The 24,132-nt window shown below is 66.0% G+C and carries 23 protein-coding genes; 7 read left to right on the top strand and 16 right to left on the bottom strand.

What is annotated here, in order from left to right; genetic code table 11:
* Window positions 1–15: 15 nt before the first annotated feature.
* Window positions 16–1,482: a PLP-dependent aminotransferase family protein gene (locus RRU_RS09985; RefSeq protein ID WP_011389678.1), complete on the top strand. Its 1,467-nt coding sequence runs from the start codon at window positions 16–18 to the stop codon at window positions 1,480–1,482.
* Here RRU_RS09985 and RRU_RS09980 read toward each other — a convergent pair.
* On the bottom strand, window positions 1,479–3,065 hold the full coding sequence (locus RRU_RS09980; protein ID WP_011389677.1) for a glycosyltransferase family 39 protein: 1,587 nt from the start codon (window positions 3,063–3,065) through the stop codon (window positions 1,479–1,481). The genes RRU_RS09985 and RRU_RS09980 overlap by 4 nt on opposite strands.
* A 5-nt stretch (window positions 3,066–3,070) precedes the next feature.
* Entirely contained in the window at window positions 3,071–3,379 is a 309-nt protein-coding gene (locus RRU_RS09975; RefSeq protein ID WP_011389676.1) for a lipid-A-disaccharide synthase N-terminal domain-containing protein, read from the bottom strand.
* 198 nt (window positions 3,380–3,577) lie between these two features.
* Here RRU_RS09975 and RRU_RS09970 point away from each other — a divergent pair, with 198 nt between their 5' ends.
* Window positions 3,578–4,234: a DsbA family oxidoreductase gene (locus tag RRU_RS09970; protein WP_011389675.1), complete on the top strand. Its 657-nt coding sequence runs from the start codon at window positions 3,578–3,580 to the stop codon at window positions 4,232–4,234.
* A 65-nt stretch (window positions 4,235–4,299) separates the two neighbouring features.
* On the opposite strand, the gene RRU_RS09965 is transcribed toward RRU_RS09970, so the two are convergent.
* The 9 genes from RRU_RS09965 to RRU_RS09925 all read right to left on the bottom strand — a co-directional run bounded on the left by RRU_RS09965 (window position 4,300) and on the right by RRU_RS09925 (window position 12,285).
* Window positions 4,300–5,088: an ABC transporter ATP-binding protein gene (locus RRU_RS09965; RefSeq protein ID WP_011389674.1), complete on the bottom strand. Its 789-nt coding sequence runs from the start codon at window positions 5,086–5,088 to the stop codon at window positions 4,300–4,302.
* Window positions 5,088–5,918, bottom strand: coding sequence for an ABC transporter ATP-binding protein (locus RRU_RS09960; RefSeq protein ID WP_011389673.1), 831 nt, complete (start codon window positions 5,916–5,918; stop codon window positions 5,088–5,090). The genes RRU_RS09965 and RRU_RS09960 overlap by 1 nt, the downstream gene beginning before the upstream one ends.
* Before the next feature lie 3 nt (window positions 5,919–5,921).
* The gene (locus RRU_RS09955; protein ID WP_011389672.1) at window positions 5,922–6,854 is read right to left on the bottom strand and encodes an ABC transporter permease; all 933 of its coding nucleotides are present in this window, start codon (window positions 6,852–6,854) and stop codon (window positions 5,922–5,924) included.
* The gene (locus tag RRU_RS09950; protein ID WP_011389671.1) at window positions 6,854–7,855 is read right to left on the bottom strand and encodes an ABC transporter permease; all 1,002 of its coding nucleotides are present in this window, start codon (window positions 7,853–7,855) and stop codon (window positions 6,854–6,856) included. Before RRU_RS09950 ends, RRU_RS09955 begins: the two co-directional genes overlap by 1 nt.
* 102 nt (window positions 7,856–7,957) lie before the next feature.
* On the bottom strand, window positions 7,958–9,514 hold the full coding sequence (locus RRU_RS09945) for an ABC transporter substrate-binding protein (protein ID WP_011389670.1): 1,557 nt from the start codon (window positions 9,512–9,514) through the stop codon (window positions 7,958–7,960).
* 257 nt (window positions 9,515–9,771) lie between these two features.
* Window positions 9,772–10,155, bottom strand: a complete 384-nt coding sequence (locus RRU_RS09940; protein WP_011389669.1) for a 2Fe-2S iron-sulfur cluster-binding protein — start codon at window positions 10,153–10,155, stop codon at window positions 9,772–9,774.
* Between the two features lie 230 nt (window positions 10,156–10,385).
* Window positions 10,386–11,567 (bottom strand): DEAD/DEAH box helicase, encoded by a 1,182-nt coding sequence (locus RRU_RS09935; RefSeq protein ID WP_011389668.1) that lies wholly within the window; start codon window positions 11,565–11,567, stop codon window positions 10,386–10,388.
* Between the two features lie 128 nt (window positions 11,568–11,695).
* Window positions 11,696–11,902 carry a cold-shock protein gene (locus RRU_RS09930; RefSeq protein WP_011389667.1) on the bottom strand — a complete coding sequence of 69 codons (207 nt, stop codon included), beginning with the start codon at window positions 11,900–11,902 and terminating at the stop codon, window positions 11,696–11,698.
* 194 nt (window positions 11,903–12,096) lie between these two features.
* Window positions 12,097–12,285 (bottom strand): hypothetical protein, encoded by a 189-nt coding sequence (locus tag RRU_RS09925; protein WP_014626275.1) that lies wholly within the window; start codon window positions 12,283–12,285, stop codon window positions 12,097–12,099.
* Between the two features lie 192 nt (window positions 12,286–12,477).
* Here RRU_RS09925 and RRU_RS09920 point away from each other — a divergent pair, with 192 nt between their 5' ends.
* Window positions 12,478–13,215, top strand: coding sequence for a hypothetical protein (locus RRU_RS09920; RefSeq protein ID WP_014626274.1), 738 nt, complete (start codon window positions 12,478–12,480; stop codon window positions 13,213–13,215).
* Between the two features lie 21 nt (window positions 13,216–13,236).
* On the opposite strand, the gene RRU_RS09915 is transcribed toward RRU_RS09920, so the two are convergent.
* Window positions 13,237–13,983 carry an SDR family oxidoreductase gene (locus RRU_RS09915; RefSeq protein WP_011389665.1) on the bottom strand — a complete coding sequence of 249 codons (747 nt, stop codon included), beginning with the start codon at window positions 13,981–13,983 and terminating at the stop codon, window positions 13,237–13,239.
* Between the two features lie 183 nt (window positions 13,984–14,166).
* On the opposite strand from RRU_RS09915, the gene RRU_RS09910 reads away from it, so the two are divergent.
* Entirely contained in the window at window positions 14,167–14,700 is a 534-nt protein-coding gene (locus tag RRU_RS09910) for a Fur family transcriptional regulator (protein WP_011389664.1), read from the top strand.
* A gap of 34 nt (window positions 14,701–14,734) precedes the next feature.
* Here RRU_RS09910 and RRU_RS09905 read toward each other — a convergent pair whose 3' ends face one another.
* Window positions 14,735–15,997 carry an SAM-dependent methyltransferase gene (locus tag RRU_RS09905; protein ID WP_011389663.1) on the bottom strand — a complete coding sequence of 421 codons (1,263 nt, stop codon included), beginning with the start codon at window positions 15,995–15,997 and terminating at the stop codon, window positions 14,735–14,737.
* A 221-nt stretch (window positions 15,998–16,218) separates the two neighbouring features.
* Window positions 16,219–17,151 (bottom strand): hypothetical protein, encoded by a 933-nt coding sequence (locus tag RRU_RS09900; RefSeq protein ID WP_011389662.1) that lies wholly within the window; start codon window positions 17,149–17,151, stop codon window positions 16,219–16,221.
* A gap of 251 nt (window positions 17,152–17,402) precedes the next feature.
* On the opposite strand from RRU_RS09900, the gene RRU_RS09895 reads away from it, so the two are divergent.
* Complete coding sequence (locus tag RRU_RS09895; protein WP_014626273.1) at window positions 17,403–18,854, top strand: GGDEF domain-containing response regulator; 1,452 nt, start codon at window positions 17,403–17,405, stop codon at window positions 18,852–18,854.
* A 43-nt stretch (window positions 18,855–18,897) separates the two neighbouring features.
* Here the strand turns inward: RRU_RS09895 and msrB are convergent, their stop codons facing one another.
* Entirely contained in the window at window positions 18,898–19,371 is a 474-nt protein-coding gene (gene msrB / locus RRU_RS09890) for a peptide-methionine (R)-S-oxide reductase MsrB (protein WP_011389660.1), read from the bottom strand.
* Between the two features lie 3 nt (window positions 19,372–19,374).
* A complete protein-coding gene (locus RRU_RS09885; RefSeq protein WP_011389659.1) occupies window positions 19,375–21,063 on the bottom strand; it encodes a SulP family inorganic anion transporter in 1,689 nt (562 codons plus the stop codon).
* Between the two features lie 385 nt (window positions 21,064–21,448).
* On the opposite strand from RRU_RS09885, the gene RRU_RS09880 reads away from it, so the two are divergent.
* A complete protein-coding gene (locus RRU_RS09880) occupies window positions 21,449–23,041 on the top strand; it encodes an ABC transporter ATP-binding protein (protein WP_011389658.1) in 1,593 nt (530 codons plus the stop codon).
* Window positions 23,038–24,132, top strand: a complete 1,095-nt coding sequence (locus RRU_RS09875; protein ID WP_011389657.1) for an ABC transporter permease — start codon at window positions 23,038–23,040, stop codon at window positions 24,130–24,132. The genes RRU_RS09880 and RRU_RS09875 overlap by 4 nt, the downstream gene beginning before the upstream one ends.

The raw sequence follows: 24,132 nt of genomic DNA, 5'->3' as shown, positions 1-24,132 counted from the left end.
AAAGGACCCCTGGCGATGACGCTGGACCTGCTGCCCGAAGGCATGCCGCTGCAGGCGGCGCTGATCGCCCTGTTGCGGCGGCGGATCTTCAGCGGCGCGCTTGGCGCCGGGGCGCGCCTGCCTTCGACCCGGGCGCTGGCCGCCGAGTTGGGGGTCTCGCGCAATACCGTGCTGGCGGCTTACGATAGCCTGCGCGCCGAAGGCTATCTGATCGCCCGTCCCGGGTCGGGCCACCGGGTGGCCGGCGACCTGCCCGAACCGGCCGATCTGGGGGCGGGCCTTGGCGGGGCGCCGGCCGGGGTGGGAACGGCGGTGGCGCTGTCCCAATGGGGGCGGCGGGTGACGCCCGAGGATCCGCAGCCCGCCGTCGCCGCGTCGCCCCGCTATGACTTTCTCTACGGAACATCGAATACCACCTTGTTTCCCCACAAGGATTGGCGCCGCGCCATTCTTGGGGTTCTCGACTTGCGACGGCGCGAGCCCGGTCAGTTGTTTTATCAAGACGCCATGGGTAGCCCGGCCTTGCGGCGGGCGGTGGCCGACTGGCTGCGCCTGCATCGCGGCATCGATACCGGGACGCGTGGCGTGGTGATTACCAACGGCAGCCAACAAGGCATTGATCTGGCAACGCGTTTGCTGGTCGATCCCGGCGCCGTCGTCGCCGTCGAGGAGCCGGGCTACCAGGGATTTCGCGAAATCCTGTCAGCGCTTGGCGCCCGGCTTTTGCCGATCCCGGTCGATGACCAGGGCCTGCGGGTCGATCATCTGGAGGCTGTTTCCCGCGACGCGGCGGTGGCCGGGGTTTGCGTGACGCCCTCCCATCAGTTTCCAACCGGGGCCGTTCTGTCACCGGCCCGGCGGATGGCCCTGCTGGCCTGGGCCAAGGCCGAGGGCGCCTGGGTGATCGAGGACGATTATGACAGCGAGTTCCGTTATGGCGCCCGACCGCTTGCCGCCCTGGCCGCCGGCGATGACGACGGGCGGGTGATCCATCTCGCCAGCTTTTCCAAGGCGTTGTTTCCGGCCTTGCGCCTTGGCATGGCCTCGGTTCCCGCCGGGTTGCTCGGGCCGTTCGGCGCGGCGCGGCGGCTCAGCGATCGCCATGGCCCGGCCCTGGAGCAAGACGCCCTGGCGCGCTGGATGGAAGACGGCACTTTCGCCCGCCACCTCCGCCGCGTCCGCACCCGTCAGGCCGAGCGGCGGGCGGTGCTGGTCGACGCCTTAACCCGCCATTTCGTCGGAATGGTGCGGATTGGCGGGGCGAGCGCCGGTTTGCACCTTGTGGCGTGGTTTCCCGGTCTCGACGCGGCGGCGATGGCGGCCTGGGCCGACAGGGCGGCCGTGCTCGGCATCGGCGTCCATCCCATTACTCGCCATTACCAGGGCCCAGCCGCCGCCGCCTTCGTTTTGGGCTATGCCGGCATCTCGGTTGACGACATCCCGGCGGGGATCGGCTTGCTAAAGGCTTGCGCGCCGCTTTAGCGGCATTGGCCAATCCCTTGGGGATAAACGACAAAATAAAGGGTTTCCGTGCGATTTCCCAAAACCGAGCGCAAGCGTCCCTCGGCCTGGAGCAGGGGCGGCGGCGCCGGCGGTGTCGGGGCCTCCAGGTGCTCGGCCAGCCAGCCTTCCAGGCTTTGGCGATCGGCTTCGGGGCGCTTGGGATCAAGCACGATCAGGCAGCCCTCGCCTTGGGTGCTGGCGCCGTCGCCGCGCAAGGGGACGCCGGGGGCGCGCCACACCAAGCGCGAGCCGGGGAAGCGGGTAAACAGGGCGGCGGCGTTATCAAGCGAGCCGCTGACCAGCGTGCCGCCGTCAAAACCGGCCTCGCGCACCGCCTGTTCCCAGCGATCGACGGGCAGATCGGTCAGGCAGCGGTCGCAGGTCAGCGGCCGGATGACCGTCATCGCCAAGGCCAGCCCGGCGGCCAGCAGGGCGGCGGCGGCGCACAGGCCAAACGCCGCCCGCCCTTCCGCCGGCGCGCCACGCCTTAGGGCCGTCGCCCGCAGGGCGGCCCAGATCGGCAGCAGCAGGGCGGCGGGCATCAGATAGTGATCGCGCAACCGGTTGCCGCCGGCGGCCAGGGTCACCAGCGTGACCAGGGCCAAGGTGGTGACGACGGCGACGATCAACAGCCGCCGCCAGGGACGCGAGGGATCGCCCGCGCTCGTCGGCAGGCCGGGTTTCACGAAGCCCGGCAGGCAGAGGGCGAGGAGGGCCAGCGGCACGATCACCCCGGCCAGCGGATCGATCCAGCCGGTGCGCAGGATATCCCAGGCGCGCTGAAGCGGCGGCAGGGGCGCCGCATGGAGAAGCTCGGGCATTTCGGCCAGCACCGTGTGATCGGCGCCCCGCAACCACAGGCCATGGGGGGTAACGATCAGTCCGGCGACGGCCAGGGCGGCCAGGGTCCGCCAATCGATCAGCCGTCGGCGCAAAATCGGGTGGGTCAGGGCGCCGATCAGCAGGCCGAGGGCGACCAGGGCGAAGCTGTATTTGGCCAGGGCGCCCAACCCCAACCCGAGCCCGACCAGCAGATAGGCGCCAAGGCCGGCCTCGGGCCGGGCGACGCGGGTCAGCGTCCAAAAACAGAAGGCGACGGCGCAAAGCAGGGTCAGGGTATGGGTGAGGTTCAGGAAGATCTGCAGGCCGAACATGACGCTGGCCAGAAGACCCAGCACGGCCAGCCCGGCGGCGACGCGGTCGCCCCCGGCGGCGGCGCGGGTGCCCAGCCAGACGAAGAGCAGCATCAGGGCGATGGTGCCCATGCGGATCAGGGCGAAGGCCAGCGGTGTTACGCCGAGACCGGCGGTGGTCAGACCGGCGATCCAATTGTGCAAAGGCGGTTGCTGGATATCATAGCCCAGGGCCCACCCCTGGCCCCAGAAGATCGATTCGATCTCGTCGCGGGGAAAGCCGCTGAAGACGGCGCCCTGGATAGCCAGCTGCAGGCCGAGCAGCAGGGCCACCGCCAAGGCCAGGGCCAGCGGCGAGGCCACCAGCGCCCGGGCGGCGGGCAGGGCGCGATCAAAAGGTCGTCGCAACCAAAAGGCGATCGCCGTCATTATCCTTACTCGGCGGCCATGACGGCGTTTTGCTTCTCCTTACGGATCAGCACCAGATTGCGCACATAGATGATCAAGCCCAAGGCCTGACCGAAAATGAACACCGGATCTTCCTGATGGATGGCATAGGCCAGCAAGGTCGCGCCGCCGAGGATGGAGAAATACCAAAACGCCACCGGCATCACCGATTTCCGCGCCTTTTCCGAAGACAACCACTGTAGGATGAAGCGCATGGAAAAGAAGATCTGGCCAAGAAAGCCGATGGCGGTCCACAGGGTCAGCGTAAAGGCGATAAGGCCGAGGTCGATCAGCATGATCTTGGAGACTTTCTTAGAAGCAAAGGGGTGGCCGATGGCAAAAGGGCGGGGCCCCAGGCCTCCTGCCCGGCCGCACCATACCCTTTGGCGCGACCCGGATCCATGGCGTTGACCCCCGCGCATCCGGGGGTATAGTTCCCTGGGAATGACTAGGGGTTTCGCCCTGGCGCGCGACCCCGCGATACTGGACCAACCATGGACATCGATTTCGTTTTCGATACCGCCTGCCCGTGGTGCCATATCGGCTGGCGCCGACTTCTCCATGCCCTGGCCGAGCGGCCCGAGGTCGTGGTCCGCCCGCGCTGGCGGCCCTTTTTGCTCAACCCGGAGATGCCGGCCGAGGGCATGGATCGCCGGCAGTATGTGGAACGCAAGTTCGGCGGCCCGCGCCGCGCCGCCCGCATGCTGGAAGCCGCCGAAAGCGCCGGCCGGCTGGTCGGGCTGGAGTTCCGCTTCGAGCGCATCAAGCGCACCCCCAACACCATCGATTCCCACCGCCTGCTGCGCCTGGGGCGTTCGACCAGCCAGCGCGAGGCGCTGTTTGACGCGCTGTTTCAGGCCTATTTCGTGGACGGCGAGGATATCGGCGACCGCGATACGCTGATCGCGCTTGGCGTCGCCTGCGGCCTGGACGGGGCGCTTTTGCGCGAGCACCTCGCCGGCGGGGCCGAGATCGCCGAGGTGGTCAGCGAGAACACCCGCGCCCATGCCATCGGCATGAGCGGGGTTCCCGGCTTCATCTTCAACGGCCAGTTCGCCATTTCCGGCGCCCAGGAACCGGCGATCTTCATCCGCATGATTGACCTCGCCCTGGAAACCCAGGCCTTGCTGCCGGTGGCCTGTTCGTCGTAAGGCGGGAAGCCCATCGTCGTCGCCCTCTGGTGCGGAATGGGCGCGATGGGCTCTCCAAGGCGAACTTAATGATCTTCAAAAGCGTCGATGACGGCGCGGTCGTAGCCGCGCGAGGCGAGCAAAAGCTGGCGGGAATAGGGGTGGTCCAGGCGGCCGGCCCGCAGGTCGTCGCGGCTGGCCAGTTCCACCACCTCGCCATTGCGCATCACCGCCAGACGATCGCACATATGGGCGACCACCCCCAGATCGTGGCTGACCAGCAGCAGGGTCATCGCCCGCTCGCGGCCGATATCGGCCAAAAGATTGAGAATTTCGGCCTGGATCGACACGTCGAGCGCCGAGGTCGGTTCATCAAGCAGTAGGATGCGCGGCGACAAGATCAGCGCCCGGGCGATGGCGACGCGCTGGCGCTGGCCGCCCGAAAGCTGATGGGGATAGCGGAAGCGATAAGATGCCCCCAGTTGCACCTGATCAAGCACCTCGCGGATGCGTCGTTCGGGCTGGTCCAGGCGGTGGACGGCCAGCGGCTCGCTGAGGATGCGGTCGATGGTATGCTTGGGGTGGAGCGAGCCATAGGGATCTTGGAAGACCATCTGCACCAGCCGGTAGAAGGCGCCGTCGCGCTTGGCCCCCTGGGCCTGATTATTGACGACGATATCGCCGGTCCAATGGTCGAAAAGCCCGGCGACGGCGCGCAGCACCGTCGATTTGCCCGAGCCCGATTCTCCGACCAGCCCGAAGCTTTCGCCGGCCTCGACTCGGAAGGAGACAGCGCGGACGGCGCGGACCACGCGCTTGCCGTCGCCAAAGGCCACCGCCAGATTGTTAACCTCGATCATCGGGGCGTGTGTCATCACTGTTCCGTCCAGGCGGGGTCGCGCACCAGGGTCGCCAAGCGCTCGCGCGGGTGATCGGGATCGGGAACGCAGGCCAGCAGCCCCCGGGTATAGGGATGGCGGGCCTCTTCCAGGGCCGAGGCCGCCAGGGTTTCGACGATGCGGCCGCCGACCATGATCAGCACCCGGTCGGAAAAGGTCCGCACCAGATTGAGGTCATGGCTGATGAAGATCAGCCCCATGTCGCGCTTGCGCACCAGATCATCCAGGATCGCCAGCACCTGAAGGCGCACGGTGACATCAAGGGCCGAGGTCGGTTCGTCGGCGATCAGCACCTCGGGCTCGGGCAGCAGCATCATGGCGATCATCGCCCGCTGGCCCATGCCGCCCGACAGCTCGTGCGGCCAAGCGCGGAACACCCGCTCGGGATCGCGGATGCGCACGGCTTCGAGCATCTCCATCGACCGCAGGCGGGCGCTCTTGAGGTCGGCCAAGGGACGGGCGGCCTCCATCAGTTGCTCGCCGATGGTCATCACCGGGTTCAGCGAGTATTTGGGATCTTGCATCACCATGCCGATGCGCTTGCCGCGGATCGACCGCCAGCCGCGCGCCGACAGGTCGCGCAGGTCGATATCGTGGAAGCTCATGCGCCGGGCGCTGACCTTGCCCGGGGTCAGGCCAAGGATGGCCCGCCCGGTCTGGGATTTGCCCGAGCCGGATTCACCAACGATCGCCAGCTTTTCGCGGCCCAGGGTGAAGCTGACATCGCGCACGGCATGAACGGTGCCCTTGTCGGAGGAGAAGGAGACGTTCAGGCCATCGACGTCGATCAGGGGAGGTTCGCTCATCGTTTAAGACCGCTTGGGATCAAGGACATCGCGCAGACCGTCGCCAAGCAGATTGAAGCCCAGGCTAACGATGCAGATGGCGATGCCGGGATAGGTGCAGACCCACCATTGGGCCAGGATCTGGCTGCGGCCCTCCGAAACCATCGCCCCCCATTCGGGTTGGGGCGGGGCGACGCCGAGGCCAAGGAAGCCGAGGCCGGCGGCGATCAGGATGACGCCGGCCATATCGAGCGAGACGCGCACGACCAGCGAGGGGATGCACATCGGCATGATCTGGCCGATCAGGATGCGCAGCGGCGACGAGCCGCACATCCGCGCCGCCGCGACGAAATCGGTGCGGCGCACCGCCAGGGTTTCGGCGCGGGCGATGCGGGCATAGGGCGGCCAGGCGGTCAGGGCGATGGCCAGCACGGCGTTTTCCAGGCCGGCCCCCAGGGCGGCGGCGAAGGCCAGGGCCAGGATCAGCTTGGGAAAGGCGAGAAAGGCGTCGGTCAGCCGCATGAGGGCGGCTTCGACGATGCCGCCGACGAAGCCCGCCGTGGTGCCGATCAACAGCCCGACCGGGGCGGCGGTGATGGCGACCAGGAAGATGATCATCAGCGTGGTGCGCGAGCCAAAGACGATGCGGCTCCAGATATCGCGGCCCTGCTGGTCGGTACCCAGCCAATGGCCGGCGCTGGGCGGCAACAGACGCTCTGAGAGCGTGCCAAACAGCGGATCATGGGGGGCGATCCACGGCGCGAAGGTCGCCAGGATCACCAGACATAAAAAGATCGCCAGACCGATGACCGCCAAGGGATTGCGGATGAACACCAGCCAGCCGGAATAGAAGCGGCCGAGGCGGGCCTGAAGCCGCGAGGCGGGGGAGTCGCTGAGCAGCCAGAGGACCCAGGGGGCGCGCGCGGGGCGCGGGGCGCGGGGGGGAGAGGAGGCCATCAGCGGGACCTTGGATCGAGGAAACGATAGGCGACATCGGTCAGCATATTGATGACGATGAAGATGACACCAACCACGATGGTGCCGCCCATCACCGCCGGCATGTCCTGGCCGAAGATGGAATCGGTGATGTAAAGGCCGAGGCCGCGCCACGAAAACACCGTTTCGGTCAGCACCGAGCCTTCGAGCAGCCCGGCATAGGACAGGGCGACGACGGTGATCAGCGGCACCTTGATGTTGCCCAGGGCGTGCTTCCAGACGATCTTGGTCTCGCTCACGCCCTTGACCCGGGCGGTGATGATGTATTCCTGGCGCAATTCGCCCAGCATCAGCGACCGCGTCATGCGGCTGATATAGGCCAGCGAGTAATAGCCCAGCAGCCCGGCGGGCAAGATCAGATGGGCCAGGGCATTGCGGAACAGGTCCATATCGCCGGCCAGCAGGGTATCGATGGTCATCAACCCGGTGATCGGGGTGACGAAATCCTCATAGCCGAAATCAAGGCGTCCCGGGCCGGGCAAGACGCCGAGCGTCGCGTAGAACACCAAAAGCCCCATCAGCCCCAGCCAGAAAATCGGAAACGAATAGCCCATCAGCCCGATGAAGCGCACCAGATGGTCGATCAGCGTATCCTTGCGCAGGGCGGCGAGAATACCCAGCGGCACCCCGGCCAGCACGCCAATCAGCGTGCCGAGCGTGGCCAGTTCCAGCGTGGCGGGAAAGACCCGGGCGAGTTCCGAGGCGATCGGTTCGCCCGTTCGCACCGATTGGCCAAGGTCGCCTTGCAGCACATTGCCGATGTAAAGCCCGAATTGCACCAGCAGCGGTTTGTCGAGGCCAAGCTCGATCCGGGTGCGATCGACCAACGCCTGCGAGGCGTGGTCGCCGACGACGGCCAGAACCGGATCGGCCGGCAGCATGCGGCTGATGAGGAAGGTCACGAACAACAGCCCGAACAGGGTGGTTGCCGTGGCGAGAAGAGTCCGCAAGACCGCTTTCATGCGACCCGGGACCAGGCGATGGGGGGAAGGGGCGATCGTGGCATCGGTCGGTCCTGAACAAAAGAAACTCCGGCCGGGGATGCCGGCCGGAGGCTTCGGGTCTTACTTCGTGACGTGACGATAAAGGTTGAGGTCGAACGTCGGGCCGAGGACGAAGCCCTTGACCTCCTTGCGAACGGCGGCGTTTTCCACCTGCTGGAGGATAATCACATAGGGGCTTTCCTCAAGGGCCATGCTTTGCAGGTCCTTGTACATCTGGGCGCGCTTGACCGGGTCCTTCTCGTCGCGGGCGGCGAAGACCTTGTCGACCAGCCCCGGGACCTCCCACTGATTGCGCTTGGCCAAGGGCGCGTTGAGATAGCCGTCGGTGTTGGAATGGGGATCCCAGTAATCGGAGCCCCACTGGCCGATGTAGATATCATGCTCGCTGGCGCGGTAGCGGGTCAGGGTGGTCTTGTTGTCGGCGACCTTGAGTTCGATCTTGATGCCGGCCTTGCTCATCGACGACTGGATGGCGTCGGCGAGATTGCGGGTCTCGGACTTGTTGGTGGTGTCCATGGTCACCGAGAAGCCATCGGGCAGCCCGGCCTTGGCCAGCAGCTCCTTGGCCTTGGCGAGATCGAAGGAAAACGGCGTCTCATCAAGGGCGCCCAACTGGCGGCTGGGAACGAAGGTCTGGTGGATGGTGCCGGTGCCGGCGAAGATGCTGTCGGCCATCCCCTTGTAATCGACCAGATACTTCATCGCCTGACGCACTTCGGGCTTGGCCAGGATCGGGTTTTTCACGTTGAGGCCCATGTACCACAGCGTCGCCTTGGTCTCGGCGTCGATGGTGATATCGGCGTTCTTGCGCACGGCGGCGAGCTGATCGCCGGTCAGATTGCGCGCCACGTCGACATCGCCCTTTTCGAGCAGAAGCTGCTGGGTGGCGCTTTCCACGACGTTCTTGGCCAGCACGCGCTTGATCGTCGGCGCGCCATCGAAGTACTTGGGATTGGCTTCCAGCACCAGCGATTCATTGGGCTTCCAGGCCTTCAGGAAGAAGGGGCCCGAACCGGCGTAATTGCGCTTGAGCCAGCCATTGCCGAAATCGCCGTTCTCCTCGTGGGAGAGCACTTCCTTCTTGTCGACAACCGCCGTGGTATAGCTGACGCAGTTCAGGAAGAACGACGGCGCATAGGCCTGATCAAGCTCGATTTCCACCGTCATCGGATCGACCAGCCGCACCTTGTCGCGGACGTTCTCCTTGGTCAGGCCGAACTGGTTCATGATGAAGGCCGGGTTCTTATCAAGCAGCACATAGCGCTCGACCGAGAACTCCACGTCCTCGCCCGTCACCGGATTGCCTGAAAAGAAGGTGTTGTTGGGGCGGATCTTGAAGGTGAAGGTCTTGCCGTCTTCGGAGACCGACCAGCTTTCGGCGATGACATTGCGCAGCTTCGACGGGTCTTTTTCGTCGAGGGTGACCAGACGATCGTAGACATTGGCCATGAACTCGGAGCCCGAGACTTCGTAGATCTCGGCGGGGTCGAGGGTGACGATGTCGTCGAAGACCCAGGCCATCACCAGGGTATCCTTCGGCGTGGCCGCGTGAACGGTGGCGAAGGGCGTCAGGGCGATGGACAGGGTGAATACGCTGGCCTTGAGGAACTGCTTCATCGGCGGGTGTCTCCCGTAAGGCGTGGACAAGGGGATCGAGGCGGGGCGGACTCGACGGCGGGCCGTGGCGCCCCCTTCGTCCTTGCCCGACCCTTGGGCACCGGGCCGGGAGCGGCCGCGCCTAGGATGGTCTGACACGGGAGTTTAATACAATATCCAATTATACCGGTGGGAGGTTGTATCGCTTCGGCGATGCCCCGCCAAAGCGTACGGGCGCCCCAAGGCGGGCGCCCGCAGCGGCCTTTCACATCCGATAATCAGCGGCGGAGATCAATCTCCACCCCCGGTTCGCCGGAAAACTCGACCAGAATATCCGAGTCGGGCACCACGAATTGGCAGGCCAGACGGTAAGGCGGCGCCATATTGGCGCCCTCCGCCCGGTCGAGCAGATCGCGGCTGAGCTTGCCGTTGACCGACAGCGTGGTTTTTTCGCGTTCGGTCAGGGCCTGGGCCTTGGGCGCGGTGTCGCCAAGATCGGTGACCTTGATTAGGCACGAGCCGCATTCGCCATCCTGGCACTGGCAGGGCAGCGGAATGGCGTTGCGCCGGGCCAGGGCAAGCAAAGTGCCCATGTCGCCGGCGACGGCGTAGACGGTGACGTCTTTGGCAAGGATCGGCGAGGAGAAGGTGACTGTGGCCATGGTGTCCCCCTGAAATGGCGCATGAGTGATCGGTTGGATCGCCGCCGGGGGGAGGGCCGAGGCGGGGAGGGGGCCAAAAGCTCCCAATCCCATCTCGCGGCGACGCCAAACCATTCCATGGCCGGGTGCGCAGGGTCAATGAAAAGTACGGAATCGTCAAAAAAGCGGGGCGCCCTCCCGTCAAGGAGGGCGCCCCGCTTCGGATGCCTAGTTGGAAAGGCGCCGGCCGCTTAACGGTGGCCGTGGCTGCCGTGGGCGCGGGCCATCGACGGCGTATGGAAGGCGTGGGTGGAATCCACGTCGATCCGGCTTTTGATGACCTTTTCGATCGCCTTCAGATAGGGCATTTCCTGGGGGGCGCAGAGCGAAAGCGCGATGCCCGCGGCGCCGGCCCGCGCCGTGCGGCCGATGCGGTGGACGTAGCTCTCGGGCTCGTTGGGCAGGTCGAAGTTGATGACATGGGTGATGCCGTCGACATCGATGCCGCGCGCGGCGATATCGGTGGCGACCAGGGCGCGGACCTTGCCCGACTTGAAGTCGTTAAGCGCGCGCTGACGGGCGCCTTGCGACTTGTTGCCGTGGATCACGTCGCTTTTGACGCCGTATTCCAGCAAGAAGATGCCCAGCTTGTTGGCGCCGTGCTTGGTGCGGGTGAAGACGATGGCGCGTTCGACCTTGCGGGCGTCGCCGAGCAGATCAAGCAACAGCTTACGCTTGTTGGTCTGTTCGACGAACAGCACGCGCTGGTCGATGCGATTGGCGACGCTGGCCGCCGGAGCGACTTCAACGCGCACCGGATCGTTCATCAGGCTGGCGACCAGCCCGGTCACTTCATTGGGCAGGGTGGCCGAGAACATCACCGTCTGGCGCTTGCGCGGCAGAACGGCGGCGATCTTCTTGACGGCGGGGGCGAAGCCCATGTCGAGCATGCGGTCGGCTTCGTCAAGCACCAGAACTTCGATGGCGCGCAGGTCGACGGCCTTGCGGTTCATCAGATCTTGCAGGCGGCCGGGCGTCGCCACCAGGATTTCCAAGCCGCGCTGAACCATGCGGGTCTGGCGCAGGATATCGACCCCGCCAACCACCACGCCGCAGCGAATGGCCGACAGCGTCCGGCCAAGGTCGCCGATGCTTTCGGTGATCTGCTGGGCCAGTTCGCGGGTCGGCGTCAGGATAAGGGCGCGCGGCCGGCCGGGAACCCGGGGCTGGGGGTCCTTGGTCAGGCGCTGAAGCAGGGGCAGGACGAAGGACGCGGTCTTGCCGGTCCCGGTTTGGGCAATGCCCAGCACGTCGCGTCCCAACAGCTGCGGAGGGATAGCCCCCGCCTGAATGGGAGTCGCAACGGTATAGCCCAGCGCCGTGACGGCGCGGGCAAGCGGCTCGATCAAGTCGAGCGAAGCAAATTCGGTCATAGAAACAGGAAACCTTCCGTTCTCATGGGACAAATCGGTCAATGGACCGATCTGCCAGAGAACGGCGCGGTCCAAGGGAGGGGCGGAGGAGGGCCGGTTAAGGCCCGGTCCTCCGCCTGCCAACCCGATTAGGCGAGGCGAATGTTGATGGCGGCCATCTTGCCGGTCCGACCCATTTCCAGGTCGTAGGTCACGCGCTGACCTTCGTTGAGGCTATGGATGCCGGCGCGCTCCAGGGCGGTGATGTGCACGAAAGCGTCAGCGCCGCCGTTATCGGGAGCGATGAAGCCAAAACCCTTTGTCGTATTAAACCACTTCACGGTGCCAGTGGACATTTTTGTTCCTCCACGACTGGCGTTGTCCGGGCACACTATTGCGCGCGAACATCAAATCATCAGTGGGAAGAAATCCGTTGGCGCCTTTAGGGGTAGCCGAAGCGGGATAGACCCAAATCAGTTCGACGACGCATAGATGATCTACGCCAGAGGACAAGTCAAGGTCAATTTCAGGGTTGAACGCGGCCCATCCTTCACTCGGCTTTGCCGGTTTTTCCCGCCGGGCGGCTGGGGATGGAGACCGGATCGCTGGAGGGAAACGACTCCTCCAAGGCTTCATCGAGCAAGGCGTCTTCATGTTGTTTGCGCTGCTTCTTTTCCTCCTTTTCGTCCTGGCGCGGGGAGGGGGGAGTCTCGGTCACCGTTTCGCGGGTATCGGACATCGGGGGGCTCCGGGTCGGGCTGGGAAGGGGATGTGCGGATCAACAAAAAACAACGGACGAAGTTCCCCGGGATGCTTAATAAACGGGCATGGCTTGAGGTCGCCACGCGATAAGGGCCGATGCCATGGCTGGCGTCCGGATCGGCGAAGGGGCACAATAGCGCCTTTCCGTTTTTCCCAAGGAGGCCCGGTCTTGCCCATTTTGCCCGCGCGGCGGCGCTCCCCGTCCCCCGGTTCCCGCGTCCCCGGGCGTGGCCGGGTCTTGGCGCTTTTCCTGGCCCTTGGCCTGCCCTTGGCCGCCGGTTCCTTGGTCGCCGGGCCGGCCCGGGCCGAGGTGGTGCGGGTTGGCGGGTGGTTCGTCTCCAACGAAAAGACCGCCGATGGGGTGTTCTCCCACTGCCTGATGGTCAATTCCTATCTGTCGGGCGAGCGGCGGATCTTGCTGTCGGTTTCCCTGTCGGGCGATCACAAGGCTTTGATTGGCATCGCCGATTCGGCTTGGCTGGCGACGGCGGACACCCCGGCGCCGCTCCGCCCCCTGGGCCCGGGCAAGGCCGATGTCCGCTTCGATGACGGCCCCACCCGCACGCTGAAAACCGAGGTGACGGCGGTGGCGATTCGCGCCGGGGTGCCGGGATGGCCGCCGCTGCGCGAGGCCCTGCGCAAGGCCAAGCAACTGGCCGTCGATACCGGCCCCAGCGGCGCCTTCCGCTTCCATCTCTATGACATGAGCGAGGCGGTGGCCGCTCTGGAGGTTTGCGCCGATACCGGCATGCCGCCGGCGGTCAAGGTGCAGGCCCGCGACAAGACCGGCAAGGTCGTCGAGGAGCGCGAGTTCAAGCCGGTGCCCGTCCCGCGCTCCCAGGATCTGCCGCTGATCGTCCCCTCCGCGCCCCCCGCGGTCGCGCCAGCCGCGCCGGCGGTGCGCTAAAAAGCTTTTTAGGACAGCGGCTTAATCGCGGTAGATCATCTTGCGCGTCATGCCGCCATCAACGATCAATTCGGCGCCGGTCATGAAGCCGGCGTCGTCGGAGAGCAACCAGGCGGTGGCGGCGGCGATATCGCCGGGCAGGCCGACCCGGCCGGCCGGATGCTGGGCATGATCCTCCGGGCGCAGGTCTTCCACGCCGCTGGTGGCGATCCAGCCGGGCGAGATGGCGTTGACCCGCACCCGATTGGACAGCGAGAGGGCCAGGGCATGGGTCAGGGCCAGCAGTCCCCCCTTCGATGCCGCATAGGCCTCGGTTCCCGGTTCGGACTGATGGGCGCGGGTCGAGGCGATCATGACGATCGCGCCCCGCCCCCGCTCCAGGGCCTTGATGGCGTGCTTGGCGCACAGGAACGGGCCGGTCAGGTTGATATCGATGAACTTTTGCCAGTCGGCCAGGGCGAGATCCTCCGGCGGGCCGCTATGGGCCGTCGTCCGTCCGGCGCAACAGACGAGGCCGTGCAGAGTCTCCTCGGGGCCGGCGGCCTGGGCCAAGGCGGCCGCCAGGGCGGCCTCATCGCGGACGTCGACGGTCGCCAGAAGGGGGGCGGCCAGCCCTTCGGCCTTGGCGGCGGCGGCCATCGCCGCCAGACCGCCGCCATCGCGATCCAGCCCGGCGACGCTCCAGCCCAAGCGCGACAGATGCAGGGCGATGGCCCGGCCGATGCCATTGGCGGCTCCGGTCACACAGGCGCGGCGGGGATGATCCATGGCAACCTCCGAAAGGATGAAAGGGCGCAACGGGGCGGCGGCTTGGCGATCAGCGTTCCCCTATACCCGACAAGGGCGGTCGTTTGATAGGGGGGATCGGCGGGGCGGCGGCGATCGTCGGTTTTCGGCGGTGACCTTGGGCGAAACGGGTATACTGGCGGGGTAAAAACGAGGGACCTGTCCGTGACCGCAGCATCGAACGATCCATCTCCGTCCCCCTTCGCGCCCGCCCGCCCCGCCGAAGACCACGACCACGGCGCCTGCCTGCGCCGGGGCTTAGCCGAGGCCGAGGCCCATTGCCTTGACCTGGGCGCCCGGCTGACCGCCGCCCGGCGGCGGGTTCTGGACGTTTTATTGCGCGAGGGCGGTCATGGCGCCCTGGGGGCCTATGAGATCATCGATCGCATGGCGGCGCGCGGCGATGCCCGCCCGGCGCCGATGTCTGTCTATCGGGCGCTGGAATTCCTGATCGAGGTCGGGTTGGCCCACCGCATCAGCAGCTTGAACGCCTTTGTCGCCTGCGCCCATCCCCGGCGGAACCACGGCGCGCAGTTTCTGGTCTGCCGAAGCTGTCACGCGGTGATCGAGATCGATGACCAGGAGTGTGACGACACGCTGGGCCGCGCCCTTGATGCCGCCGCCCAGGCCGCCGGCTTCCTGGCCGAAGCCCCGGTGGTCGAAGTGCCGGGCCTGTGCCGGCGCTGCCGCGAGGGCTGACGCCCCCTGCCGCCCGAGGGCCGGGGCCTCCCCGTTATTCGGCCGCCGCCGAGGGGGGGTGGGCGGTCGTTCCATAACCGGCGGCGCGGCGATCGGATCGCGGCATGGTTTCGAACAGGTAGTCGCGCGTCAGCGGCACCGCGTCCTGGCGTCGGGCCAGTTGCAGTTGGAAAACCATCTGATTGCCGTGGCGAAAGGCCATTTCGCAACCCAGAAGATAGAACTCCCACATCCGGCAGAAGCGCTCATCGTACAGGGCGCGGGCCGCCTCGCGGTTGGCCTGGAAGCGCCGGGTCCATTCGGCCAGGGTGCGGGCGTAATGCAGGCGCAGGATCTCGGCATCGGTGAGATAAAGCCCAGAGCCCTCGACGGCCGCCAGGGTTTCCGACAAGGCCGGGCTATAGCCGCCGGGGAAAATGTATTTACGAATCCACACATTGGTTGATCCCGGGGGCTCCATGCGGCCGATGGAATGGATCAGGGCCACGCCGTCGTCGCTCAGCAAACCGCCAACATGGCGGAAATAGTCCGCCAATTGCGGGGCTCCGACATGCTCGAGCATGCCGACCGACACCACGCGGTCGAAGCGGCCGTCAAGATCGCGGTAATCCTTGAGCAAAATGGTGACGCGGTCTTGCAGGCCGGCCGCGCGCACCCGCTCGCGGGCGAGGGCGGCTTGTTCCTGCGACAAGGTGATACCGGTGACCCGGACATCGTGGTGACGCGCCAGATGCAGGGCGAGGCCGCCCCAGCCGCAGCCGATATCAAGAACATGTTGACCGGGGCGCAGCATCAGCTTGGCGGCGATCAGGCGCTTCTTGTTGTCCTGGGCCTGCTCCAGGCTGTCGCCATCCCTGGCGAAATAGGCGCAGGAATACTGGCGGTCGCTATCGAGGAACAGATCGTAGAACGCCCCCGACAGATCGTAATGGTGGGCGACGTTGCGCCGCGAGCGCCAAACGGGGTTGCGCTGTTGAAGCCGGCGCATCAGGCCCGAGAGCCGCTGACCCAGGGCCACCCAGGGCGAGCCTTCGATGGCGGCGAGATTGGCGCCGATCAGCTCGAGGAAATCGCGCAAGCCGCCACGTTCGATGATCAGCGTGCCCTCCATATAGGCTTCGCCGATCGCCAGATGGGGGCGCAGGAACAGGCGTCGGTGCAGGGACGGGTCGGTCAGGCGGATGGTGACCCGGGGGCCGGGGCCGTCGCCGCCAAGGACATGGGTTTGGCCCTTGGCGTCGATCATCGTCAACTGGCCCAGACGGAGGCGGTTTTTCAACAAGCTGGCGAACAACATGGAAGCTGGTCTCCCGATGGGTTGCGCCCGAGTGCGGTCGTAACCAAGCCCCCTTACGCTGGTCCCTGCGGAAATCCACAACCAAAGAGCAAGGTAAGGCGGCCGATATTCTCCTAACCTTGGTGTCGGCAGGCCGGCCGTCAACCGTGCTCATAAGCCGCGCCCCCCATCGCGGGACGGGGGGCGCTTTTGAAAAACGACGCTTGATCAAGGAAAGGCGATCAGCGCATCGGCGGGACGTCGATCGAGGTCGGCGGCGGAACAAGGGCCGCCGGCGCGCCTTGCGGCCCCACGGGCGCCGCACCGGATTCACCGGTGGTCCACCCCATCGGCGTCTGCGATGACGGGGCATAGGTTGACGGAACGGCGGGAACCTGATTGGCCGGCGCCGGGGTGAACCCGGGCTGACCCATCGTGCGACCCATCGCCCGGCCCATCGGCAGGGCCGGGGTGTTGATCGGCGGCAAGGCTTTCAACTGGTTAAGAGTGCGAAAGGTGACGACTCGGGTTTCGGTTCTCGAGGCGGGACGACGAAAGCTCAGATCGGAAAACGGCAGGGCGATGGTCCAGCTGGCCAGCGAGCTGTCGGGATCAAGGCTGATTTCCGCGTGGTCGATGTGCCCGCCCTGACCGATCCACAGGGTATCGAGACGACCGGCCGAGGGCGCGTCCGCCGCCGCCACCGGCGCGCCAAGGACCGCCTTAAGCGCGAAATCAGAGGGTGAAATCAATTCGTAGCGGAATTCCTTAATGACTTGGCCATAAGCTTTGGCAATATTGATACGTAAATAAGACGGTGCTCCGTCCGAACCAGGGACCAGGGCGGCCGAAGCATAGGGCAGGGCGACCCGTTTGCCGTCCAGACCCATGCGCAGGAAGGTGCCGTCATCGAGGACAAGCTTGTCGACCGTTCCGTCGGCCTTCATCAACAGGTCATCGACATTGGCGACAGCGGGGGCGTCGCCATAGGTCCGCACCGGCAGGCCGATCATGCGGCCGGCTGACAAGGGGCCGATGAGTGTGGGCAGAGACTCGTCGACGAGCGCATCGCTTGCCGGGGGAACCCCCTGGGCCCGCGCTTGCGGGATCGGACCGGTGGCGGATGCGACGACGCCGCAGAACAAGATGGCAAAGGCAAGACGCGGCGAATCCATGGTAGGTCTCCTTGAGGCGGGGTGCAAAATGGTCTTTGGGCACGGCAGGGTACCCTTTCCCCGATATGGGGCGGCAAAAATGGCCCAAAAAGGGCCAAGCGGCGCAGGGTCTTTAACCCCCTCCCGAGGAACGGGGGTTGGATATGGGGCGGAAACAGCTAAATCATATAAAATGTAGAGAAAATTGTTCGCTTGTCGCCAAGGCCGGATTTCGGCACCGTAGGGTCATAATCCAGGGGATACAGTCAGCTATGGTGCAAGACAGCGACGAGATCTTGTTTGTCGAGGAAGAGGATCCCGTCGCAGGTTCCTTGCCTTCCGATGTGTCGCCCTGGAAGGTTTTGGTCGCCGATGACGATCCCGAAGTCTTCACGGTGACCCGGCTGGTGCTGTCGGGATTTGTTTTCGCCGGGCGTGGCGTATCCTTGCTTTACGCCGGTTCGGCGGCGGAAGCGACTGAAATACTCAGGCAACAGTCCGATATCGCCGTCGCCCTGCTTGATGTGGTGATGGAAACCGAGGACGCCGGCCTAAAGCTGGTCAAGGTTATCCGCGATGACCTGGGCAACAGTCATTTGCGGATTGTCTTGCGAACCGGCCAGCCCGGGCAGGCGCCCGAACACGACGTGGTTATGCGCTATGACATCAACGATTATCGCTCCAAGACCGAACTGACCGATACCAAGCTGATCACCACCCTGGTGTCGTCCCTGCGCTCCTATCAGCAGATCGAAGCCCTTGAACGCAGCCGCGCCGAACTGCGCGAAGCCCGTGATACCCTGGAGATCCGCGTCGCCGAACGCACCCGCGACCTGCGCGAAAGCGAGGCCCGGCTGCGCTCGATCCTCGACGCCTCGGTTTTTCCGATCCTGGTGCTGAGCGAGGAGGGCGACCGGGTACGCTTTCTCAACGATCACGCCGGCGAGGCCCTGGGCTGGGCGCTTCTTGAGAACACCACGTCGACGCTGCCCGACCTGTGGGAAAACCCCGTCGATGGCGCCCGTTTGCTGGCGCGCACGGTCCAGCGCGGTCGGGTGCTCGACTGCGAATTCCGCTTGCGCGGGGCGGGCGGCGAGCCGTTCTGGGCCCTGGTCTCGACCATCGCCATGTCCTATGACGGGCAGCCGGCGGTCTTGCTGTCGTTTAATGACATCACCGTTCACAAGCAGCGCGAGGAAGCCTGGCAGCGCTTGGCCCTGACCGACCCGCTGACCGGCCTGGGCAATCGCCGGCTGCTGTTCGATCGCGGCATCCTCGAGGTCGCCCGGGCGCGTCGCGGTTGTTGGCCGCTTTCGGGGCTGATGATCGATCTTGATCACTTCAAGCGGATCAATGACACCCAGGGCCATGCGGCGGGTGATGCGATCTTGCGCACCCTGGCCGATACCCTGCGCGAAAGCCTGCGCGAGATCGATGTCATCGCCCGCGTCGGCGGCGAGGAATTCGCCATTCTGCTGCCCGACACCTCCTTGACGGCGGCCCATGAGGTCGGCGAAAGGCTGCGGCTGTCGTGTCAGATCCCCCAGCCCGTCGGCGGTCCGGTGACGATCAGCGTCGGCATCTCCACCCTGCATCCCGAGGATCGTGGGCTGGGGGATATGTTGTCGCGCGCCGACGATGCGCTCTATCGGGCCAAGCGCAACGGCCGCGACCGGGTGGAAATCGCCGATGACTCTGAAGACAATCAGGACGTCAGCCCCTGAAAGGGGGACCGACGCCCTGGGAGAGAGCCGCTTTTTTTGCGCCCTAGTCGTCGGTCGGTGTGTGCGAAGCCGTCGCCTGGGGGGCTTCCGGCTTGAAGTCCAAGGCCACGCCGTTGATGCAATAGCGCAAGCCGGTGGGACGCGGGCCATCCTCGAAGACATGGCCCAGATGACCGCCGCAGGCTGAGCAATGGACCTCGGTGCGGGGAACGATCAGCTTGTGGTCGACCGAGGTGTCAACCGCCTGTTTGTCGACCGGCCGGGTAAAGCTCGGCCAGCCCGATCCGCTATCGTATTTATCATCCGACGCGAAAAGCGGCGCCTGACAGGCGGCACAGAGAAAGGCGCCAGAGCGCTTTTCCCCATTCAAGGCGCTGCTCCAGGCCGCTTCCGTGCCTTGATGTCGCATGACCCGATATTGATCCTCGGTCAGGATGGCGCGCCAATCCTTGTCGGACTTGGCCGCGGGCGGTGGAAAGTCGGCGGGGGCTGATCTCTGGTTTGGATTTGAGGACATTTGTTATTTCTCCCTGGTTTTCTGACAATTTGGGTTTTCGCCGTCAGGGTTTCCAGGGGTGTTCTTTTCTTCAACCAAAGACAGCGCGCGTTCCAGGGCCGTTCGTCTTGTCTCAACCAGATCGGCCGGGGTGAAGCGGTCAAGAACGCCGAGCGTCGCCAGGGTTTCGATTCCCGGTCCCCCCATGCCGGCGATCACCACCCGCGCCCCGCTTTCGCCAACCTCGCCGATCATCTGGCCCAGGGCCAGCGCCACCGAGGTATCGATCATCGGCACCTCTGTCAGATCGAAGACCACCACCTGCGTTCCACCCAGCCGCAGCGACCGGCGGATCATGTCGTTGGCCGAGCAGAAGCTGAAGGGGCCCGACAGATGGACCAGGGCGATCGCCGATCCGGCGCGGGCGAGCAGGGCCTGCTCGCTTTGGCCAAGCGCCAGTCCGCCGCCGTCGCCGGAAACCACCCGGATGCGGTCAAGCTGATAAGGCGCCATCGCCCGGGCGGCGAGCAGGCTTTTGACGATGATGCCGACGGCGACGGCGGTGATCAGATCAACGGCCACCGTCAGCACCAGAACCACCACCATGGTCACCACCCCATCGCGCGGCGCCTGGCGCAAGCGCCGCAGATAGGGCCAGTCGATGATGTCCCAGCCCACCTTGAGCAAGATCCCCGCCAGAACGGCATGGGGCACGCCTTCGGCCAAAGGGGCGAGCCCCAGCACCAGGGCGAGCAGCACCAGGGCGTGCAGGGCCCCCGACAGGGGCGTCCGGCCGCCGGCGCGGATGTTGATCACCGTGCGCATCGTCGCCCCCGCCCCGGGAATGCCGCCAAACAGCCCGGCGATCACATTGCCCAGGCCTTGGCCCAGCAATTCGCGGTCGGATTTATGGGGAACGCGGGTCAGGGTGTCGGCGACCAGCGAGGTCAGAAGGCTGTCGATGCAGCCAAGCAATCCCAGCATCAGGGCGCTGGCGATCATGCTGGGCAAGACGCCAAGATCGATGCTGGGCAGATGGGGCTGGGGAAAGCCCGTGGGAATGGCGCCGATCACCGGCACCCCGGGCAGGGCGAAGCGGGCGATCAGGGTGCCGACGACCAGGGCGACCAGGGCGGCGGGCACGATCTTGCCCCAGGCCTTGGGCCACAAAACGACCAGGGCCAGGGTGAGGGCGCCCAGGCCGGCCGCCGCCGGGTTGGTGGCGGCGATAACCCGGGGCAGGGCGGCCAGCGTCGCCAACACGCCCTCCTGGCCGCCGGCGACGCCGAGCAGCGGGGCGATTTCAAGGATGATGATGATGGCGCCGATGCCGCTCATGAATCCCGAAACCACCGGGGTCGGAACATAGGTGACATAGCGGCCGAGGCCGAGGGCGCCAAATATCATTTGCACCAGCCCGCCCATCATCACCACGGTGAAGGCGAGGGCGGGATCATGGGCGAACTGCATGACGACGCCGGTCATCACCACCGTCATTGGGCCGGTGGGGCCGGAAACCTGGGCCGGGGTGCCGCCGAACAGGGCGGCGAAGAAGCCGACGAAAATCGCGCCATAGAGGCCGGCGATCGCCCCGGCTCCCGAGGCGACGCCAAAGGCGAGCGCGAGGGGCAGGGCCACCACGGCGGCGGTGATGCCGCCGAAAAGGTCGCCGCGCAAAGTGTCAAACCGCAAGCCGTTGATAAGAGCTGACATATAATCGGGCCTGTTTCGAGACGGAGGGGGAGGGCCTCGTCCCGATGTAGCACGGGCCCCGCGTCGATCAAAGCCTTCCCCGGCCGCCGTCCAGGCGGGGAGGGCGGTGTCTGTCGGCCCTGGGGCGGGGAAGAACCCTCTCTTCTGTCGGTCCGGGGGCGGGGAAGAACCCTCTCTTCTGTCGACCGGGGGCCGGGAAGGACTCTTTCTTCTGTCGACCGAGGGTCGGAAAGACTCTTTCTTCTGTCGGCCGAGGGCCGACAATGCTGGAAAAGCGCTTCGCCACCCAGTATGAATGCCTCTTTCCGGCCGATCGGACCGGCGCCCAGGGCGCGAGGGGACGGCGGGATATCCCTTTCCTTCCTGGAACATGGCAGCAGACGGCATGGAAGAACGCCAGCCCACCGTCCCCAAGGGATCGGCGCCCGATCGCAATGCGTCCTTGGCGCCGCGTCTGGTGCTCAGGGGCATCGTCAAGCGCTTTCCCGGGCTGATTGCCAATGATCACGTCGATCTTCGGGTGAACGCCGGCGAGATCCACGCCCTGCTTGGCGAGAACGGCGCGGGGAAAAGCACCCTCGTCAAGATCATCTATGGCGTGCTGCAGGCCGATGACGGCGTGATCGAATGGGAAGGCGCCCCGGTTCGCCTATCCAGCCCGGCCCAGGCCCGGCAGCGGGGCATCGGCATGGTCTTCCAGCATTTTTCGCTGTTTGAGTCCTTGAGCGTCGTCGAGAACATCCAACTCGCCATGGACCGCGCCGTCGAGGCCGACAGCCTGGCCAACCGGGTGCGCGAGGTTTCCGCCCGCTATGGTCTGGCCATCGATCCGACGCGGACGGTCAATGATCTTTCGGTCGGCGAGCGCCAGCGGGTGGAAATCGTGCGCTGTCTGCTGCAGACGCCGCGATTGCTGATCATGGACGAGCCGACCAGCGTTCTGACCCCCCAAGAGGCCGATACCCTGTTTGAAACCCTGCGCCGGCTGGCCGGCGAGGGGGTTTCGATCCTTTATATCTCCCATAAGCTCGACGAGATCCGCGCCCTCTGCCAAAGCGCCACCGTGCTGCGCGCCGGCAAGGTGGTTGGCGCCTGCGATCCCCGCGAAAAAACCTCGCGCGAGCTGGCGCAGATGATGATCGGCGACGAATTGGCCGCCGTCGAACGCCGCGTCGCCCATGGCGGCGGGGACTTGCGGCTGGTGGTCGATCGCTTGTCGATGGCCGCCGATACGCCCTTTGGCGTCGATCTGCGCGATGTGTCGCTCAAGGTGCGGGCGGGCGAAATCCTGGGTATCGCCGGCGTCGCCGGCAACGGCCAAGGGGCGCTGGTGGCCGCCCTGTCGGGGGAACGCCACGCCGCGCGCGGCGACGCGGTGCGCATCGAGGGCCAGCCGGTGGGCCATCTGGGGCCGCGCGAGCGCCGGGCCCTGGGGCTGGCCGTGGTGCCCGAGGAACGGCTGGGCCGGGGCACCGTGCCCGAGCTGTCGCTGGCCGAGAACGCCTTGCTGTCGAGCTACCGCCAGGGCGATCTGGTGCGCGGCGGGTTCGTCGACCAGGGGCGCACCCATGGTCTGGCCCGGCGCATCATCGATGTCTTCGGCGTGCGCGCCGGCGGCTCGCGGGCGGCGGCGCGCAGCCTGTCGGGCGGCAATCTGCAGAAATTCATCATCGGTCGCGAGATCATGCAAAAGCCCAAGCTGCTGGTCGCCAGCCAGCCGACCTGGGGAGTCGATGCCGGCGCCGCCGCGGCGATCCACCGGGCCTTGCTTGATCTGCGCGACCAGGGCGCGGGAATTCTTATCATCAGCCAGGATCTCGACGAGCTTTTCGCCATTTCCGATCGTATCGCCGTGATGTGCGGCGGCAAGCTGTCGGAGGCCCGCCCCTCGCATGAGGCGACGCTGGAACAGGTCGGCCTGATGATGGGCGGCTTGTTCGATCTCCAGGGCGACGCGGTGGCGGAGACGGTGCGATGAGCCGGTCTTCCCGTTTCATCACCCTGGAAGCCCGCCCCGAACCCTCGGCGCTGTGGGTTTGGGCGGCGCCCCTGCTGGCCGTCGGCCTGACCCTGATCGCCGGCGGCCTGTTGTTCGCCGCCCTCGGCAAGGATCCCGTCGCCGCCCTGGCCGGGTTTTTCCTCAAGCCCTTGTCCAGCCTCTATGGCCTGGGCGAGCTTGGCGTGAAGGCGGCGCCGCTGGCGCTGATCGCCGCCGGTCTGGCGGTGGGCTTTCGCGGCGGCGTCTGGAACATCGGCGCCGAAGGTCAATTGACCATGGGGGCGGTGGTCGGCGGCGGCGTCGGGCTGGCCTTTCTCGAATCGACCGGGCCGCTGGTCCTGCCGGCGATGATGCTCTGCGGCGCTTTGGGCGGCATGGCCTGGGCGGCGATCCCGGCGCTGCTGCGCACCCGCTTCAACGCCAATGAGATCCTGACCAGCCTGATGCTGACCTATGTCGCCCAGTTGTTGCTGAGCTGGCTGGTCCATGGACCCTGGCGCAGCCCCTCGGGCTTCAATTTTCCCGAAACCGAGATGTTCGGCCCGGCCGCCACCTTGCCGGTGCTGATCGAGGGAACCCGCCTGCATCTCGGCGTCGTGCTGGCCCTGGTCGTCGTCGGCGCCATCTGGGTGCTGCTGGGGCGCAGTTTCATCGGCTTTCAGATCAAGGTCATGGGATTGGCGCCGCGCGCCGGCGCCTATGCCGGCTTCAGCCAGCGCCGGGTGATCTGGATGGCGATGCTGCTTTCGGGCGGCGCCGCCGGTCTGGCCGGATTGTTCGAGGTCGCCGGGCCGATCGGCCAGCTTCAGCCGGCGATTTCGCCCGGGTACGGCTTCACCGCGATCATCGTCGCCTTTTTGGGCCGGCTCCATCCGCTGGGCATCGTTTTCGCCGCCTGCTTCATGGCATTGACCTATCTGGGCGGCGAGACCGTGCAGATGGATATGGGGCTGCCCTTGGCGGTGACCGGGGTTTTCCAGGGCATGATCTTGTTCTTCCTGCTGGCCGCCGATGTGTTGATCCGCTACCGGATCCGCCTCGGTCGGGCTGCTTCCGCAAAGGCTTTGTGA

The sequence above is a fragment of the Rhodospirillum rubrum ATCC 11170 genome, assembly GCF_000013085.1.
GTDB classification, from domain to species: domain Bacteria; phylum Pseudomonadota; class Alphaproteobacteria; order Rhodospirillales; family Rhodospirillaceae; genus Rhodospirillum; species Rhodospirillum rubrum.
Note: the sequence above shows the minus strand (reverse complement) of the source record. Positions and strands in the feature narration are given on the sequence as shown.